General features: G+C 60.0%; 15 protein-coding genes, 2 tRNA genes and 1 pseudogene. 11 read left to right on the top strand and 7 right to left on the bottom strand.

The genetic code is table 11. The features are described from left to right. The first annotated feature begins 3 nt into the window (after positions 1–3). From gorA to FS777_RS07750, 4 genes are all read left to right on the top strand, one after another. Entirely contained in the window at positions 4–1359 is a 1356-nt protein-coding gene (gene gorA, locus FS777_RS07735; RefSeq protein WP_058637800.1) for a glutathione-disulfide reductase, read from the top strand. Positions 1360–1605: 246 nt separating this feature from the next. Then, positions 1606–2169 carry an alkyl hydroperoxide reductase subunit C gene (gene ahpC / locus FS777_RS07740; protein ID WP_028686434.1) on the top strand — a complete coding sequence of 188 codons (564 nt, stop codon included), beginning with the start codon at positions 1606–1608 and terminating at the stop codon, positions 2167–2169. A 187-nt stretch (positions 2170–2356) separates the two neighbouring features. Then, positions 2357–3919: an alkyl hydroperoxide reductase subunit F gene (gene ahpF / locus FS777_RS07745; RefSeq protein WP_058637799.1), complete on the top strand. Its 1563-nt coding sequence runs from the start codon at positions 2357–2359 to the stop codon at positions 3917–3919. Positions 3920–4065: 146 nt separating this feature from the next. Beyond that, complete coding sequence (locus FS777_RS07750; protein WP_058637798.1) at positions 4066–4254, top strand: hypothetical protein; 189 nt, start codon at positions 4066–4068, stop codon at positions 4252–4254. 3 nt (positions 4255–4257) lie between these two features. On the opposite strand, the gene FS777_RS07755 is transcribed toward FS777_RS07750, so the two are convergent. The 3 genes from FS777_RS07755 to nhaR form a co-directional block, all read right to left on the bottom strand. Then, positions 4258–4905 carry a YceH family protein gene (locus tag FS777_RS07755; protein ID WP_058603363.1) on the bottom strand — a complete coding sequence of 216 codons (648 nt, stop codon included), beginning with the start codon at positions 4903–4905 and terminating at the stop codon, positions 4258–4260. A gap of 75 nt (positions 4906–4980) precedes the next feature. Then, positions 4981–6192, bottom strand: coding sequence for a serine/threonine transporter SstT (gene sstT, locus FS777_RS07760; protein ID WP_058637797.1), 1212 nt, complete (start codon positions 6190–6192; stop codon positions 4981–4983). 84 nt (positions 6193–6276) lie between these two features. Then, positions 6277–7170, bottom strand: a complete 894-nt coding sequence (gene nhaR / locus FS777_RS07765; protein ID WP_145254833.1) for a transcriptional activator NhaR — start codon at positions 7168–7170, stop codon at positions 6277–6279. A 132-nt stretch (positions 7171–7302) separates the two neighbouring features. On the opposite strand from nhaR, the gene FS777_RS07770 reads away from it, so the two are divergent. Continuing rightward, positions 7303–7542, top strand: coding sequence for a hypothetical protein (locus tag FS777_RS07770; protein WP_145254836.1), 240 nt, complete (start codon positions 7303–7305; stop codon positions 7540–7542). 29 nt (positions 7543–7571) lie between these two features. Continuing rightward, positions 7572–8324 carry a TerC family protein gene (locus FS777_RS07775; RefSeq protein ID WP_027916097.1) on the top strand — a complete coding sequence of 251 codons (753 nt, stop codon included), beginning with the start codon at positions 7572–7574 and terminating at the stop codon, positions 8322–8324. Positions 8325–8373: 49 nt separating this feature from the next. On the opposite strand, the gene FS777_RS21395 is transcribed toward FS777_RS07775, so the two are convergent. Next, positions 8374–8550, bottom strand: coding sequence for a hypothetical protein (locus FS777_RS21395; RefSeq protein ID WP_178091250.1), 177 nt, complete (start codon positions 8548–8550; stop codon positions 8374–8376). A 204-nt stretch (positions 8551–8754) separates the two neighbouring features. Here FS777_RS21395 and FS777_RS07780 point away from each other — a divergent pair. Then, positions 8755–9457, top strand: a pseudogene (locus FS777_RS07780) (peptidase C39 family protein). Positions 9458–9592: 135 nt separating this feature from the next. Here FS777_RS07780 and FS777_RS07785 read toward each other — a convergent pair. After that, on the bottom strand, positions 9593–10876 hold the full coding sequence (locus FS777_RS07785) for an FAD-binding oxidoreductase (RefSeq protein WP_145254839.1): 1284 nt from the start codon (positions 10874–10876) through the stop codon (positions 9593–9595). Positions 10877–11075: 199 nt separating this feature from the next. Between FS777_RS07785 and FS777_RS07790 the strand changes: the two genes are divergently transcribed. The 3 genes from FS777_RS07790 to FS777_RS07800 all read left to right on the top strand — a co-directional run bounded on the left by FS777_RS07790 (position 11076) and on the right by FS777_RS07800 (position 12090). Further along, positions 11076–11152, top strand: a tRNA-Val gene (locus FS777_RS07790). 158 nt (positions 11153–11310) lie between these two features. Then, a tRNA-Val gene (locus tag FS777_RS07795) sits at positions 11311–11387 on the top strand. A 133-nt stretch (positions 11388–11520) separates the two neighbouring features. Further along, a complete protein-coding gene (locus FS777_RS07800; protein ID WP_058603356.1) occupies positions 11521–12090 on the top strand; it encodes an SPOR domain-containing protein in 570 nt (189 codons plus the stop codon). Between the two features lie 18 nt (positions 12091–12108). Here FS777_RS07800 and FS777_RS07805 read toward each other — a convergent pair whose 3' ends face one another. Then, positions 12109–12798, bottom strand: coding sequence for an endonuclease (locus FS777_RS07805; RefSeq protein WP_058603355.1), 690 nt, complete (start codon positions 12796–12798; stop codon positions 12109–12111). A 6-nt stretch (positions 12799–12804) separates the two neighbouring features. Further along, complete coding sequence (locus tag FS777_RS07810; protein ID WP_058603354.1) at positions 12805–13050, bottom strand: DUF1654 domain-containing protein; 246 nt, start codon at positions 13048–13050, stop codon at positions 12805–12807. A gap of 266 nt (positions 13051–13316) precedes the next feature. Between FS777_RS07810 and FS777_RS07815 the strand changes: the two genes are divergently transcribed. Further along, positions 13317–15314 (top strand): TonB-dependent receptor, encoded by a 1998-nt coding sequence (locus tag FS777_RS07815; protein WP_256675159.1) that lies wholly within the window; start codon positions 13317–13319, stop codon positions 15312–15314. Positions 15315–15338 lie beyond the last annotated feature (24 nt).

Consider the following 15338-nt stretch of genomic DNA (forward strand, 5'->3'; position numbering starts at 1 on the left):
AAAGTGGCCTACGATTTTGATCTGTTCGTGATTGGCGCCGGCTCCGGTGGCGTGCGCGCCGCACGGTTCGCTGCCGGTTTTGGCGCGAAGGTAGCGGTTGCCGAGAGCCGCTACCTGGGCGGCACCTGTGTCAACGTGGGGTGTGTGCCTAAAAAGCTGCTAGTGTACGGCGCCCATGTGGCCGACGAACTGGAGCAAGCGGCTGGATACGGCTGGACCTTGGAAGAAGGGCACTTCGACTGGGGTACGCTGATCGCCAACAAGAACCGTGAAATCGAACGGCTTAATGGCATCTACCGCAACCTGCTGGTCAACAGCGGCGTAACCCTGATTCAAGGCCATGCGCGCATGACCGGGCCCAACGAAGTCGAGGTCGAAGGTCAGCGCTACAGCGCCGAGCACATCCTGATCGCCACCGGCGGCTGGCCCCAGGTGCCGGACATCCCTGGCAAGGAATTGGCGATCACCTCCAACGAAGCGTTCTACCTCAAGGACCTGCCGCGGCGGGTGCTGGTGGTGGGCGGCGGCTACATCGCGGTGGAATTCGCCGGGATCTTCCAGGGGCTGGGCGCCGCGACCACGTTGCTGTATCGCGGCGATCTGTTCCTGCGCGGCTTCGATGGTTCGGTGCGTACCCACCTCAAGGAAGAGCTCGAAAAACGCGGGCTCGACTTGCAGTTCAATGCTGACATCCAGCGCATCGACAAACTCGAGGATGGCAGCCTCAAGGCGACGCTCAAGGACGGGCGGGAACTGGTTGCCGACTGCATCTTCTACGCCACCGGCCGGCGTCCGATGCTGGACAACCTTGGCTTGGAAAACACCGGCGTCGAACTGGATGACAAGGGGTATGTGCGAGTAGACGATCAATACCAGACCACGGCGCCCTCGATCCTGGCCATTGGTGATGTGATCGGCCGCGTGCAACTGACGCCTGTGGCACTGGCTGAAGGTATGGGCGTGGCCAGGCGTTTGTTCAAGCCGGAGCAGTACCGCCCCGTGGACTACCAGAATATCCCCACGGCAGTGTTCAGTCAGCCGCCTATCGGCACGGTAGGGCTCACCGAAGAACAGGCTGTCGAGCAGGGCTATGAGGTCAAGATCTTCGAAAGCCGCTTCCGCGCCATGAAGCTGACCCTCACCGACATCCAGGAAAAGACCCTGATGAAGCTGGTGGTGGATGCCAAGACCGACAAGGTGCTCGGTTGCCACATGGTCGGGCCGGATGCAGGCGAGATCATCCAGGGCCTGGGCATCGCGCTCAAAGCGGGCGCGACCAAGCAACAGTTCGATGAAACCATCGGCGTGCACCCCACGGCAGCGGAAGAATTCGTGACCATGCGCACGGTGACTCGCTGACTCAACCCAGGCCGCACGCAACGTGCGGCCTGGTTGCGGGGTGGCGGTTAACGAGCCGCAGCCCCCACGCCGCCGCATCCATGGGTTGCCGCCCGCTTGGGCAACACCGGGCTAGGCAGCCCTTGACCGGTCTGGCTCATAGCCAAAGCCAATCATAAGCATCAGGTTTGCCAATGAGCCTTTATCGGTCCATGCGGTTAGGATTCTCTCCGTCAACTGATTTCAACCCATGAAGGAGCGTCTCTCATGCCTATCATCAACAGCCAGGTCAAACCGTTCAACGCCACTGCCTACCACAAGGGCGAGTTCGTCCCGGTCAGCGAAGCCGACCTGAAAGGCAAATGGTCTGTCGTGTTCTTCTATCCAGCCGACTTCACTTTCGTATGCCCGACCGAGCTGGGTGACCTTGCTGACAACTACGCCGAGTTCCAGAAACTGGGCGTTGAGATCTACGGTGTTTCCACTGACACCCACTTCACCCACAAAGCGTGGCACGACACCTCGGACACCATCGGCAAGATCCAGTACCCACTGATTGGCGACCCGACCCATGTGATCGCCCGCAACTTCGACGTACTGATCGAAGAAGCCGGCCTGGCTGACCGCGGTACCTTCGTGATCAACCCCGAAGGCCAGATCAAGATCGTCGAGCTGAACGACGGTGGTGTAGGTCGTGACGCTACCGAGTTGCTGCGCAAGGTCAAGGCTGCCCAGTACGTCGCCGCGCACCCAGGCGAAGTCTGCCCAGCCAAGTGGAAAGAAGGCGAGGCTACTCTGGCGCCGTCGCTGGACCTGGTCGGCAAGATCTGATTCTCGCCCGATAAGCGCCTGTGCAGCGGCAGCGCCGCGCAGGCCTTGCGGGATGAGCAGCCAGTCATGTGCCATACGCGGGCGGTAAGCAGCCGCCACAGCTGAACCACTTACCGCCCCGTCAAACGCCCGGGCGACTTCGCCTGGGCGTTTTTGTATCCGAGTTTTGAAAAAGGAAATCGCCCGTATGTTGGACGCCACGCTTAAATCGCAACTGAAAACCTACCTGGAGCGGGTCACCCAGCCGATCGAGATCGTTGCTTCCCTCGACGACGGTGCGAAGTCCCGCGAATTACACGACCTGCTGGTGGAAATCGCCGGCTTGTCCAGCCTCATCACCCTGCGAGCCGATGGCGACGACGCCCGCCGCCCTTCGTTCTCGCTCAATCGCCCCAACGGCGACATCAGCCTGCGTTTCGCCGGCATTCCCATGGGCCACGAGTTCACGTCCCTGGTACTGGCGCTGCTGCAAGTGGGCGGCCACCCCTCCAAGGCCAGCCTGGAAGTGATCGAGCAGATCCAGGCGCTGGAAGGGGAGTTCAGCTTCGAGACCTACTTCTCGCTGTCCTGCCAGAACTGCCCGGATGTGGTTCAGGCATTGAACCTGATGGCGGTGCTCAACCCCAACGTACGCCACGTGGCCATCGACGGTGCACTGTTCCAGGCTGAAGTCGATGCCCGCCAGATCATGGCCGTGCCCAGCGTGTACCTCAACGGTGAGGTGTTCGGCCAGGGGCGCATGGGTCTTGAGGAAATTCTTGGCAAGATTGACACCAACGCCGGCGCGCGTCAGGCCGAGAAACTCAATGCCAAGCAGGCGTTCGATGTACTGGTCGTGGGCGGTGGCCCGGCAGGTGCTTCTGCCGCCATCTATGCAGCGCGCAAGGGTATCCGCACCGGCGTGGCCGCCGAACGGTTCGGTGGGCAGGTGCTCGACACCATGGCCATCGAGAACTTTGTGTCCGTGCATGAAACCGAAGGCCCGAAACTGGCCACCGCGCTTGAAGAACACGTCAAGCAGTACGAGGTGGACATCATGAACCTGCAGCGCGGTGAAGCACTGATTCCGGCTACCGACGGCGGCCTGCATGAAGTGCGCATGGCGAGCGGGGCTTCGCTCAAGGCCAAGACCGTCATCCTGGCCACCGGCGCTCGCTGGCGCGAGATGAATGTACCGGGTGAACAGCAATACCGTGGCCGCGGCGTGGCCTACTGCCCGCACTGCGATGGCCCATTGTTCAAGGGCAAGCGCGTGGCGGTGATTGGTGGCGGTAACTCCGGCGTGGAAGCGGCGATCGATTTGGCAGGTATCGTGGCGCAGGTGACGTTGATTGAATTCGATAGCCAGCTGCGTGCCGATGCGGTGCTGCAACGCAAGTTGCACAGCTTGCCTAACGTGACGGTCATCACCCAGGCACTGACCACCGAAGTGATCGGCAATGGCGAAAAAGTAACTGGCCTGCGTTATAAGGACCGGACCAGCGACATCGAACAGGAGCTGGCGTTGGAGGGGATTTTCGTTCAGATCGGTCTGTTGCCGAACACCGATTGGCTCAAAGGCACCGTTGAACTGTCGGCACGCGGCGAAATCATCGTCGATGCCAAGGGGCAGACCAGTATTGCGGGTGTGTTCGCTGCAGGTGACGTAACGACGGTGCCCTACAAACAGATCGTGATCGCTGTAGGCGAAGGGGCGAAGGCGTCTCTGGCCGCCTTCGACCACCTGATCCGCACCACGGCCCCTGCATAAGCGACATTTGGGCAGAGCCGCAACCCTCGCATGCACTGGCCGTGCTCTACGGCGCAGCGCATGCGGGGGTTTTGTCATGGGCCTGGCTAAACCCCCGTGGCATGAGGGTGTCTATGCTTACATGCAGACCCTCCAGGAGCCACGCCATGACCCTGATCAGCCGCGAACCCTGGTGGCTAGTGCCGCCAAAGCCTGGGCAGACTGAACAAGACCTGCACTGGGGCTACCTTGAGATCTACAGTAACGGCCGCACCGTATTCGTCGATCAGCGCCCAAGCGATCGTGAAATGGCCGAGCGCAAGAGCTGCCGCAACTTCCCCAAATCAGACCGTTGAAGCCTAGCCGCCAAGTGCGTCCAGGCGAGCTTCCAATGCAGCGATACGCGCTTCCAGTGCTTCGATTCGATCCTGCGCGGCCGCGCCGGTACCGCTGCGTGTTGGACCTTCCTGCTGCCTTGCGGCCAGAATGGTTTCTATTTCCGCCGGGTCACCCAACCCATGCGTGTAACGGTCTTCCCGCTGACCGGCCTGACGCGGCAGGTGCACGGCCAAGTTACGTGATACCAGGCGCTCGAGCTGGTGGCGGACCTGGTCAGTGTCGTCGAAGTCGTGCAGGCGGTTGCTGCGGGCTAGCAACTCGCTGAGGGTCTGCGGGCCACGCAGGAACATCAGCCCCATCAGCACCAGCTGTGCAGGCACCAATTCCAGCGCCTTGTCCACCCGGTGTTCCCAGCGATCGGCGCGGCTGCCCATCTGCAGGCGTGCCATCTGTTGTGCTTCGAGGCTGCGCAGCGCCTGGCCTACTTGGCCCTGGGTAAGGTTCATCACCGGTTCGCGGCTGGTCTTTTGGTTACAGGCCAGGAGCAGGGCGTTGAGGGTGAGTGGGTAGCTTTCCGGGCTGGTGGCCTGTTTTTCGATCAGCGAGCCGAGCACGCGAATCTCGACGCTGTTCAAGCGACCTTCAGTGGTGGTGTCTTGCTCGGACATGGCCCTGTCTCATTGCTGGGAAAAGGCCATTAGCGTAGGTAAATGAGGGGAGGGCCGCAAGACGGCCCGGCTGAATCAGGCGCTGCGGCGCTCCTCGGCCTGGCAAGCGGCTGCAGTGAACAGCACGTCGGTGGAGGAGTTGAGTGCGGTTTCGGCGGAATCCTGCAGCACGCCGATGATGAACCCCACCGCCACGACCTGCATGGCGATTTCACTGGGAATACCGAACAGGCTGCAGGCCAGCGGGATGAGCAGCAAGGAACCGCCGGCCACGCCTGACGCACCGCAAGCACAGACCGCCGCTACCACACTGAGCAACACGGCCGTGGGGAGATCCAAGGGAATGCCCAAAGTGTGCACCGCCGCCAGCGTCAATACGGTAATGGTGATTGCAGCGCCGGCCATGTTGATCGTGGCCCCCAGCGGAATGGATACCGAATAAGTATCCTCATGCAGCCCAAGCCGTTCGGACAACGCCATGTTCACAGGAATATTGGCTGCCGAACTGCGGGTGAAAAATGCAGTAATACCGCTTTCGCGTAGACACAGCAGGGTGAGCGGGTAGGGATTGCGACGGGTTTTCCAGAACACGATCAGCGGGTTCATGACCAGAGCGACGAACAGCATGCACCCGATCAGTACCGCCAGCAGGTGCAGGTACCCCAGCATCGCTTTCAGCCCGGACTGAGCCAAGGTGGAGGTGACCAGGCCGAAGATGCCCAGTGGCGCAAAGCGAATGACAATGCGCACGATCAGCGTAACGCCATTGGACAGGTCGTCGACCACCTTGCGGGTGGTGTCACCGGCGTGGCGCAATGCGATGCCCAGGCCGATCGCCCAAGTCAGCACACCGATGAAATTAGCGTTGAGCAGCGCGTTGATCGGGTTGTCGACCGCACTGAGCAGCAGGTTCTTCAACACCTCGTTGATGCCGCCCGGTGCACTTAGGGTGGCGTCGGCTGCGTTCAGTACCAGGTGCGAAGGAAACATCATGCTGGCAACCACCGCCACGACAGCCGAGGCGAACGTGCCGAGCAAGTACAGCCACAAGATGGGACGGATGTGGGTTTCCTGTCCGTGTCGATGATTGGCAATCGATGCCATGACCAGGATGAATACCAGCACGGGTGCCACCGCCTTCAAGGCACTGACGAACACCGTACCGAAAAAGCCCAGGTCGCGGGCGACGGCTGGCGCGATCAGGGCAAGGGCGATACCTGCCACCAGACCGATCACGATTTGCGTCACCAGGCCGGTGCGGTTGAGAAGGCGAAGGAGCGGTGTCATGCGCAGCGAGGTCCCGAAATCTGAAAAGGGCTGGACTTTACCATAGACCTTGGTCAGGCACTTGCTGGCCGTTGTCAGGAAACGCTACCAGTTGAACAGTTCGCGTCGTGCCCCTTCAGTGATGGCAACGATGCCAGGATGCTTGACCTTGCGCTCGACTGAAATAGCGTAGAAGGACTCGTTCACGGCCTCGGTTTGTCCGATCAGTTGTACGCCATATTGGCGACACACTTCTTCGGCAATTACGCTGGGCGCCACGAAGATGCCACTGCCAGACTGCCCGAACGCCTGCATCAAGGCGCTGTCGTCGAACTCGCCGACGATACGCGGTTGGATATGTTGCTCACCAAGCCAGCGCAGAAGGCGGCTGCGCAGTACGGTTTCCTGCCCGGGTATGAGCAGCGGTGCATCGTGCAAGCACTCCGGGAACAGGCCGGCATGCCGGTGGGCCAATGTTGGGGTTGCGAAAAAGCTCAGGCCACATTCTCCCAGTTTCTGGCTATAGCCTTTGATGTCCAGGTGCGGCGGCATCGGGCTGTCTGAAATGACCAGGTCCAGTCGCTGAATGGCGAGGTCGGCCAGGAGGCGCTCCAGCTTGTCTTCACGGCAGTTGATGCGCAGCACATTCTCAAGCTCCATGGTCGGTGCCAATAATCGATAGACAATGGATTTGGGCACCACGTCAGCCACCCCGACCCGGAACAGAATCTGCTCCTGGGGGCCGGCACGCAGCATGGCTTCAAGCTCTCCCCCTAGCTGGAACATCTGCTCGGCGTACGTGAGCGCCTGGCGTCCGGTTTCAGTCAATTCCAATTGCCGACCAACCCGCTGGAACAACTCGACGCCATAAGCCTGTTCCAACAGCGTGATCTGCCCGCTGATGGTCTGTGGCGTCAAGTTCAATTGCTCGCTGGCGCGAACGATGCTGCCGGTTCGGGCTACCACCCAGAAGTAGTGAAGCTGGCGATAGTTAAGCATGAGCGCAAAGGCCAATTCGAAAAAACCGAAGTATATCGCTTGAAAATACGAATTTTACAGAAGTGTTGCGCCGACTAGAATCCACATCATTCAGGCTGATACGAGCCTGCGCACATCATTCCGGAGGCGCCTATGCTGTATTTCAAATCAATGGGTACTGCGCTGGTCATGGGCATGACGCTGATAATACTGGCCGGCTGTGATCAGGCTGAGAAGTCTGCGCAGCAGGTGCTGGACCAGGCAGCGAAGTCGGCTCAGCAGGTTATCGAGCAAACCAATCAGGCTGCCCAGCAGGCCCTGAGCGACGCGCTGGGGCCCGAGAAGCAAGAGCCCGAGCAAGATGACCCTGCCTCCAAAACCCAGGACATTTGATCCCTAACCCGCGTGACAGGATGTGAACAATGGAATATTTGCTGGAACTTGCCGCTAGCCCCACAGCCTGGGTGGCGCTTGCCACGCTGGTGGCCATGGAAGTAGTACTGGGTATCGACAACCTTATCTTCATCTCCATCCTGACCAACAAGTTGCCCGTTGCGTATCGCTCCAAGGCACGTCGCATCGGTATCAGCATGGCACTGGTGATGCGTCTGGCACTGCTGAGCACCGTTGCCTGGATCGTGCAACTGACCGACCCTGTGTTCGAGGTGTTTGGCAACGCCTTCTCCTGGAAGGATGTGATCCTGATTGCCGGCGGCCTGTTCTTGCTGTGGAAGGCCACCAAGGAAATTCACGAGAACGTCGACCCACACGGTGCCAAGGAAGAGTCCAAGGCTTCTTCTACCGTCACCTTGGGCTTTGCCGCAGCGATTTTCCAGATTCTGTTGCTCGATATCGTGTTCTCGGTAGACAGCATTATCACTGCCGTAGGCATGACCGAACATTTGCCGATCATGATCATCGCCGTGATTACTGCCGTGATCGTGATGATGGTGGCGGCCGATCCGTTGGCCAACTTCATCAACGACAACCCTACCGTTGTCATGCTGGCGCTAGGTTTCCTGATCATGATCGGCATGACACTGATCGCCGAGGGGTTCGGCGCCCACGTGCCCAAGGGCTATGTGTATGCGGCCATGGCATTCTCGACCGCTATCGAGATTCTGAATATTCTGGCACGTCGGGCACGCCTCAAGCGTGAGGCCAAGCAAGGATGACAGCAGGCGGGGCGCATGGCGCCCCATTCGCTGCATGTTTCGGGTGGGGTCAGTGCGCCGCTGCTGCGCGTGGAGCACGCCGTGCAGGGGCGGGTTGAGGGCGTGGCTGTGTTTGCGCAACGGGTTGAGCGTGCCGCCGTGCGATGCGCAGTACGCCCCAGAGCATGGCCACCGCAACGCTGAGCCACATGCACACCAACATGATGATTGCCAAGGTCATATTCATTCGTGCCTCCATCTCTACGGCGAGCGCTTGATACGCCAGCGATTGCCTTCCAGACACTTGATTAGTGTAGCCCCTGCGTCGGTACGTTCCATCGAATAACGCCTGCGGCGCCGAGCTGATTCGCCAACATGCCCTGTCGGACTGTACCGCCGCTGTTGTGGGACCTATCATCGCGAACACAGCAGGGCGCTGCCTGCCCTGCGTTTGAGCAAGCGAGTACCCCATGCCCACTTTCACCTCGTCGTCGCCGACCAAGGCCGTTCGTCAGCTCATCCTGGCGTGTTGGTTGGGTGTCACCTTGGCAGGTTGTGCCGGGACACCCTCTACCGCCCTCCAGGGCCTGCCCCAGCGGGTGGAGCTCAGCAGCGTTCCGTTCTACCGCGGTAACGCCAACCACAGCGCAGCCATGGCATTGGCCGCGGTCCTGTCGCAGCAAGGTGCGCCCATCACGCCAGGGTTGCTCGATCAGCCGCTGAACCTGCCCATGGGCCTCGACAGCCTCGATACCAGCATTGCGCGCGTTGCGCGGAACTACGGGAGGGTGGTGTACCCCTTGGACAAGCGGCTCGATGCCTTGTTGACGCAGGTTGCCGCTGGAAACCCGGTGCTGGTTCGCTATCAGGACGGTTCGGCATGGTGGAGCGAACCCAGGTATGCGGTCTTGATAGGGTATGACCGGTACAAACAGCGCGTGCTGATGCGTGCAGGCATGCAACGCCGCCTGGTGATGGCATTCGACGATTTCGCCTCTGCCTGGGCGAAGGAGGGGCGCTGGGCAATTCTGGTGCAGCCGCCGGGGCAGTTGCCGGCGAACGTCGATCGTCAGCGCTGGCTGCAGGCCGCTGACGAACTGGCGCGTGCGGGTCAGGAATTAGCGGCCAGGCAGGCCCTGGACAGCATCAAGTGAGACCGCTCGCATCAAGCGTCACGCGGTCACTGTAAGAGCGGCCTTGACGGGGCGCCGGAGCGGCTACGGCCCAGCGATATCGAATGAACAGCATCACGCCAAGTGGCAGCCCTTTACGGGCTGCCATGCCTTAGCTCAGAAGCCCAGGCGGTCACGCAGGCTGTAGTACCAAGCGCCCAAGGCACTGAAAGGCACGCGCAGCATCTGACCGCCCGGGAACGGGTAGTGCGGCAGCCCGGCAAAGGCATCGAACCGCTCCGCCTGGCCACGCATCGCCTCGGCCAGGACTTTGCCTGCCAGGTGGGTATAGGTGACCCCGTGGCCCGAACACCCCTGGGAGTAATAGATGTTGTCACCGATCCGGCCTACTTGTGGCAGGCGCGACAACGTCAGCAGGAAGTTGCCGGTCCAGGCGTAATCGATCTTGACGTTCTTCAGCTGCGGGAAGGCCTTGAGCATCTTCGGACGGATGATCGCCTCGATGTTGGCCGGGTCCCGTGCCCCATATACTACGCCGCCACCAAAGATCAGGCGCTTGTCACTGGTCAGGCGATAGTAGTCGAGCAGGTAGTTGCAGTCTTCGACGCAGTAGTCCTGCGGCAGCAAGGTACGCGCCAGTTCATCGCCCAAGGGTTCGGTCGTGATGACCTGCGTACCGCAGGGCATGGACTTGGCGGCAAGCTCTGGGACCAGGTTGCCCAGGTAGGCGTTGCCCGCCACGATGATGAACTTGGCGCGCACTTTGCCCTGTGGGGTATGCACGACCGGGTTGGCGCCACGCTCGATGCGCACGGCCGGGGTTTGCTCATAGATGGTGCCACCCAGCGATTCGACGGCAGCAGCTTCGCCGAGGGCCAGGTTGAGCGGATGGATATGACCGCCGCTCATGTCGAGCATGCCGCCGATATAGTTGTCGCAGGCCACCACTTCGCGGATGCGCTGTCGATCCAACAGCTCCAGCTGGTTGTGGCCGAAACGTTCCCATAGGCGCTTTTGCGATTCCAGGTGACCCATCTGTTTGCTGGTCAGTGCAGCAAAAACGCCACCATCCTTGAGGTCGCACTGGATGTTGTACTTGGCCACCCGCTCGCGGATGATGCGCCCGCCCTCGAAGGCCATTTCGCCCAGCAGCTGCGCCTGGTGGGCGCCCACGGTGCGCTCGATGACATCGATGTCGCGGCTGTAGCTGTTGACGATCTGGCCACCGTTGCGGCCCGAGGCGCCGAAACCAACCTTGGCCGCTTCGACGACGCTGACCTTAAAGCCGTTTTCTAGAAGGAACAGGGCGCTGGACAAGCCGGTGTAGCCTGCGCCGATGATGCAGACATCGGTTTGCACCTCACCCTGCAGCGCCGGACGTGGCGGCACCGGGTTGGCCGAGGCGGCGTAGTAGGACTGGGGGTAGGGGGTGTTAGCCATGCTGCAGAACCTCGTGTTTTATATTTTTAACGAATATAGCGATGCTATCAATAATAATAAACACCCGCTAGTCATCCGCTGAAAATCATAAACACCGCCTGCGTCTGACGCTTCTTTATAAAGAGTTTGCAATTCAGTGAGTTAGCGCAAAAAAAACTGTTGACACGCTTTTGTAATTACGTAGAATGCGCACCACGACAGGCACATAGCTCAGTTGGTTAGAGCACCACCTTGACATGGTGGGGGTCGTTGGTTCGAGTCCAATTGTGCCTACCAAATCAAAGAAGGGTGATCCGAAAGGGTCACCCTTCTTGCGTTTGGCGTGAGAAAGTTTGGCATGGCTCCCGTCCGAGCCGTGTTCGAAAGTTTCTGATTTATATCGAAAAAAAGCTTTACAGGTGCTTAGCAGATCTCTAATATGCGCACCACACGACAGGCACATAGCTCAGTTGGTTAGAGCACCACCTTGACATGGTGGGGGTCGTTGGTTCGAGTCCAATTGTGCCTACCAAATCCCAAAAAGGGCGATCAGAAATGGTCGCCCTTTTTGCATGTCTGCTTGAATCAGCGTGTAACCTTTGGCCGCAGTCCGGTTCATGGCCTCGCGTGGTAGAATCCGCCTCTTCCAACCTGGAGGTAGACGCGTGCGCAAACTGGCGGTGGTAATGGCAGTACTGGCCCTGGCGGGGTGTGACAACGAGGTGGAGGGCGTGCACAAGCGTGTGGCCGAACACCTGCAAAACCCCAAGACCGCCAAGTTCGGTAACGTGCGCATCGATACCCAGGGTACGATCTGCGGTCAGGTGCGCGGCAAGGACGATGCCGGCCAATACCAGGCCTACCGCAGTTACGTGGCCATCAAACGCGACGGTCAGTACGAAATCATTGTCGACGACAATGGCAATAACCTGCGTATCCGTGAGCTGTGCGGGGGCGCCGAATTGCAGCGCCGCGCGCAGGCGCTCGAAGGTGAGCCCGCGCCAGAGGGATGGGACGTCGAAGTCATCCAGGGCGCCAACATGGGTGCACTCAGCGACATGACCGCGCGTCTGATCGAGAAGGGCATACCGTCTTCGGTGGAGTACCGGGACGGCAAGCCTGTGGTCCTGCTGGGGCCATTTCCAACCCGGGAGCAGGCTCAGGCCCGTCGCGATGAAGTCATGGCCAAGCTTGGTACCGATTCAGTGGTCATCCAGCACGGCGCAGCCCGCTAAGCGCTCGTAGCCGGTCGATCAGCTACACGCCTTGAGGTCGACCGGCCCTACGAACTCATTGCCGCGCCCCATCAGGCACCCAACCCGCTGGTTGCGTTGATATTCCCAGGGCTGCGGCGGATACGTCTTGTTCCACGCCTCGAATAGCTGGCGGTCCTGCCTGGATAGGCGCAAGTTGTATTGCTTGCTCATATAGAAGTAGGTGCGTGCAATCATGCCGCGGATCGAAGGCCGCGGCATGACCTTCCTGGCCTTGAAGTCCACTTGGGTAAGGCACTTGCCGTATTGCCCGCGTTGCTCTGGCAGCCAGCCGAAGCTGTAGTTGCTGCGGTCGCCGTTGACCTCTCCCACGCTTGGCACCAGGTTGTGCAGATCGGCTTCGGCGCGTTTGTATACCTCGTCGTGCTGCGAGCAGGCCTTGCGACCGCCGCTTTGCCAACATTGGCGCAGATGGCCGATTTGCCAGGCCGGCACGATGTGTTCCCACTCGATGCGTGAAGCGCGTTGGGCATTCTTGCGTGGTGTATACCCACATGAAGCCATATCGACTTTGTTGCCGTTGTATTTGCAACCGCAATAGAACTCGGTGGATTGTGGTGCGTAGAGTTGCCTGGCGACCTTCTTGGCCTCCTGGAACGTACGGGGCGCATCGGCATGGGCAAGCGGAGCCATCAGCAGGCAGGCAGCTGCAATAAGCGAAACTCTCATGCGCGGTCAGTCTTCCTTGGGCACAGTCCAGAAAATCTGTACGCCGCCATCGTCACGGTGGGCGAGGGTGACATTGTCATTTTCGGCAATCTCGGCCAGCAACGTGTCCCAGTCCTCCGGTGTTTCCTGTTCCAGGCGAAAGATCAAAGCCGCCCGGCTGCGCTGGGCAATAGGGTTGTTGATGATTTTCTGGATGCGCATGCCCAATTGTTGGTAGCTGGCAGGTGAGGGCGAGGAGGTAGACACAGGCATTTCCTTGTTTTGCTGTATGCACGTACAGTATTTCACTGTAAGGGATTTCGCAACAGCTTGAAGGGAAAGTTCTGCGGCTCGTCCTCGTCATGTTCGCGATCCAGGCCAAGGTCTGCTGTAATAGCGGCACTTTCCGGAAATTGCTCATGTATCGATTGGTCTTACGCCTTACCTCTTCCACACACCTCGCTTTGCTGTTTGTCGGTGGTGTTACTGCTCACACTGAGGCCTGGGCCGACCCGTCGACCGCGATCGTTATCGATCCGATGGTCGTCACCGGCGCCTACGCCCCTACCAGCAGCTTCGACCTGCCTTTTTCGGTGGACACGGTCGACCTGTCCAATGGCACGGATGGCCAACTTGGCGTCAACTTGTCAGAGGTCCTGACCAAAGTCCCTGGCCTCGTAGTACAGAATCGCCAGAACTATGCCCAGGACCTGCAGATATCGTCACGCGGCTTTGGTGCTCGCTCTGCGTTCGGCGTACGCGGTATCAAGCTGCTCAGCGATGGTATCCCCGCCAGCACCCCAGACGGACAGGGTCAGGCAGCCACGCTGAACCTGGATGTGGCCGACCGCATCGAGGTACTGCGTGGCCCGGCCGCTACGCTGTATGGCAGCAACGCTGGCGGTGTCATCCAGATGTTCAGCCGTGATGGGGAAGGGCCGGCTCGCCTTGGTGCCGAAACAACATTTGGCAGCGATGGCTTCAGCAAGCATCACCTGTCGGCGCAAGGGGGCAACGAGATCGGTGGTTTCGTGCTGGATGCTTCGCGCATGGACACCGATGGTTACCGTGACCATAGCGCGGCCAAGCGCGACCAGACGTTCGCCAAGGTGCACATCAAGCCGGACGCTGATTCACGCCTGGCGCTGATTTATAGCAGCCTGGAACAGAACAACACGCAAGACCCGCTGGGTCAGCTTTGGTCCAGCTACAAGCACGACCCACGTTCGGTCACTGACGGCGCAAGGGCCTACAACACGCGCAAGAGTATCGACCACCAACAGGTGGGCATGAACTACGAACGCTACGTAGGCGACGCTACCCTTCAGTTCAATCTCTACGCAGGGCGCCGGAGCGTGGTGCAGTACCTGTCGATTCCTCGGCAGGTCGCTTCCAACAGCCAGCGCGGTGGCGGTGTGGTCGATTTTGACCGCGAGTTTCACGGCGGTACGCTGCGCTGGATTCAGCCGGTACTGGCCGTGCCTGGGCATTTCACGTTCACCGTGGGTGCCGACTACGACCAGAGTACGGATGACCGCAGGGGCTACCAGAACTTCCGTGGCGACCAACTTGGGGTCAAGGGCGAGCTCAAGCGCGACGAGAAAGACATCGCTACCAGCCTCGACCCGTATGTGCAGGCGCGCTGGGAAATTGGCAACTGGACCAGCGAGCTGGGTGTGCGCTACAGCACTATGAAGATGAAGGTCGATGACCACTATCTGGAAAACGGTGACGCCAGCGGTGCCAAGCGGTATCAGCAGGCCAACCCGACGCTGTCTGTGATGTATGCCTTCACGCCTGATCTGCGTGGCTACGCCAGCCTAGGAAAGGGCTTCGAAACGCCTACACAGGCCGAAATGGCCTATGCGCCAGGCTTGCAGGAAAGCTTCAACTTCGGGCTGGAACCTGCCACCAGCAAGCAATATGAGCTAGGGGTGAAATATCGCCTGGGCGCCGCCACGCGGCTGAACGCAGCCCTGTTCGAGATCCGTACGGATAACGAAATCGTGGTCGATAATGCCACCAACGGTCGCACCAGTTACCACAATGCCGGGCAGACCGTGCGCCGTGGTTTCGAAGCCAGCTTACAGAGCGACCTTGCCGAGCGCTGGCAGACCACTTGGGTGTACACCCATACCGACGCTCGCTATGCCGACGACTTCAAGCAAGGCGGACAAGTCATCGACAGTGGCAACCGCTTGCCAGGTGTGCCGCGAGACAACCTGTATGCAGAAGTGGTGTGGAAACCCACCACGTCGGTCAGCATGGGGTTCGAGGGGCAGTACCGCAGCAAGGTGTTCGTTGAGGACAGCAACCAGCAGAAAGCTGCGCCCGCCTATGCTGTGTTCCACTGGCGCACGCGCTTCGAGCAACAGGTCGGCCCTTGGACGTTCCATCAGCTGGTGCGCCTGGACAACCTGTTCGACCGTCAGTACGTGGGTTCGGTGATTGTCGGTGACAGCAACAAACGCTATTACGAGGCAGCCCCGGGGCGTTCATGGTACGCCGGTGCTGGCTTGGAATATCAGTTCAGATAGGATGCCTGGTAACGCTGAAGCCGA

Source organism: Pseudomonas sp. DE0157 (assembly GCF_007678615.1).
Lineage (GTDB): Bacteria > Pseudomonadota > Gammaproteobacteria > Pseudomonadales > Pseudomonadaceae > Aquipseudomonas > Aquipseudomonas parafulva_B.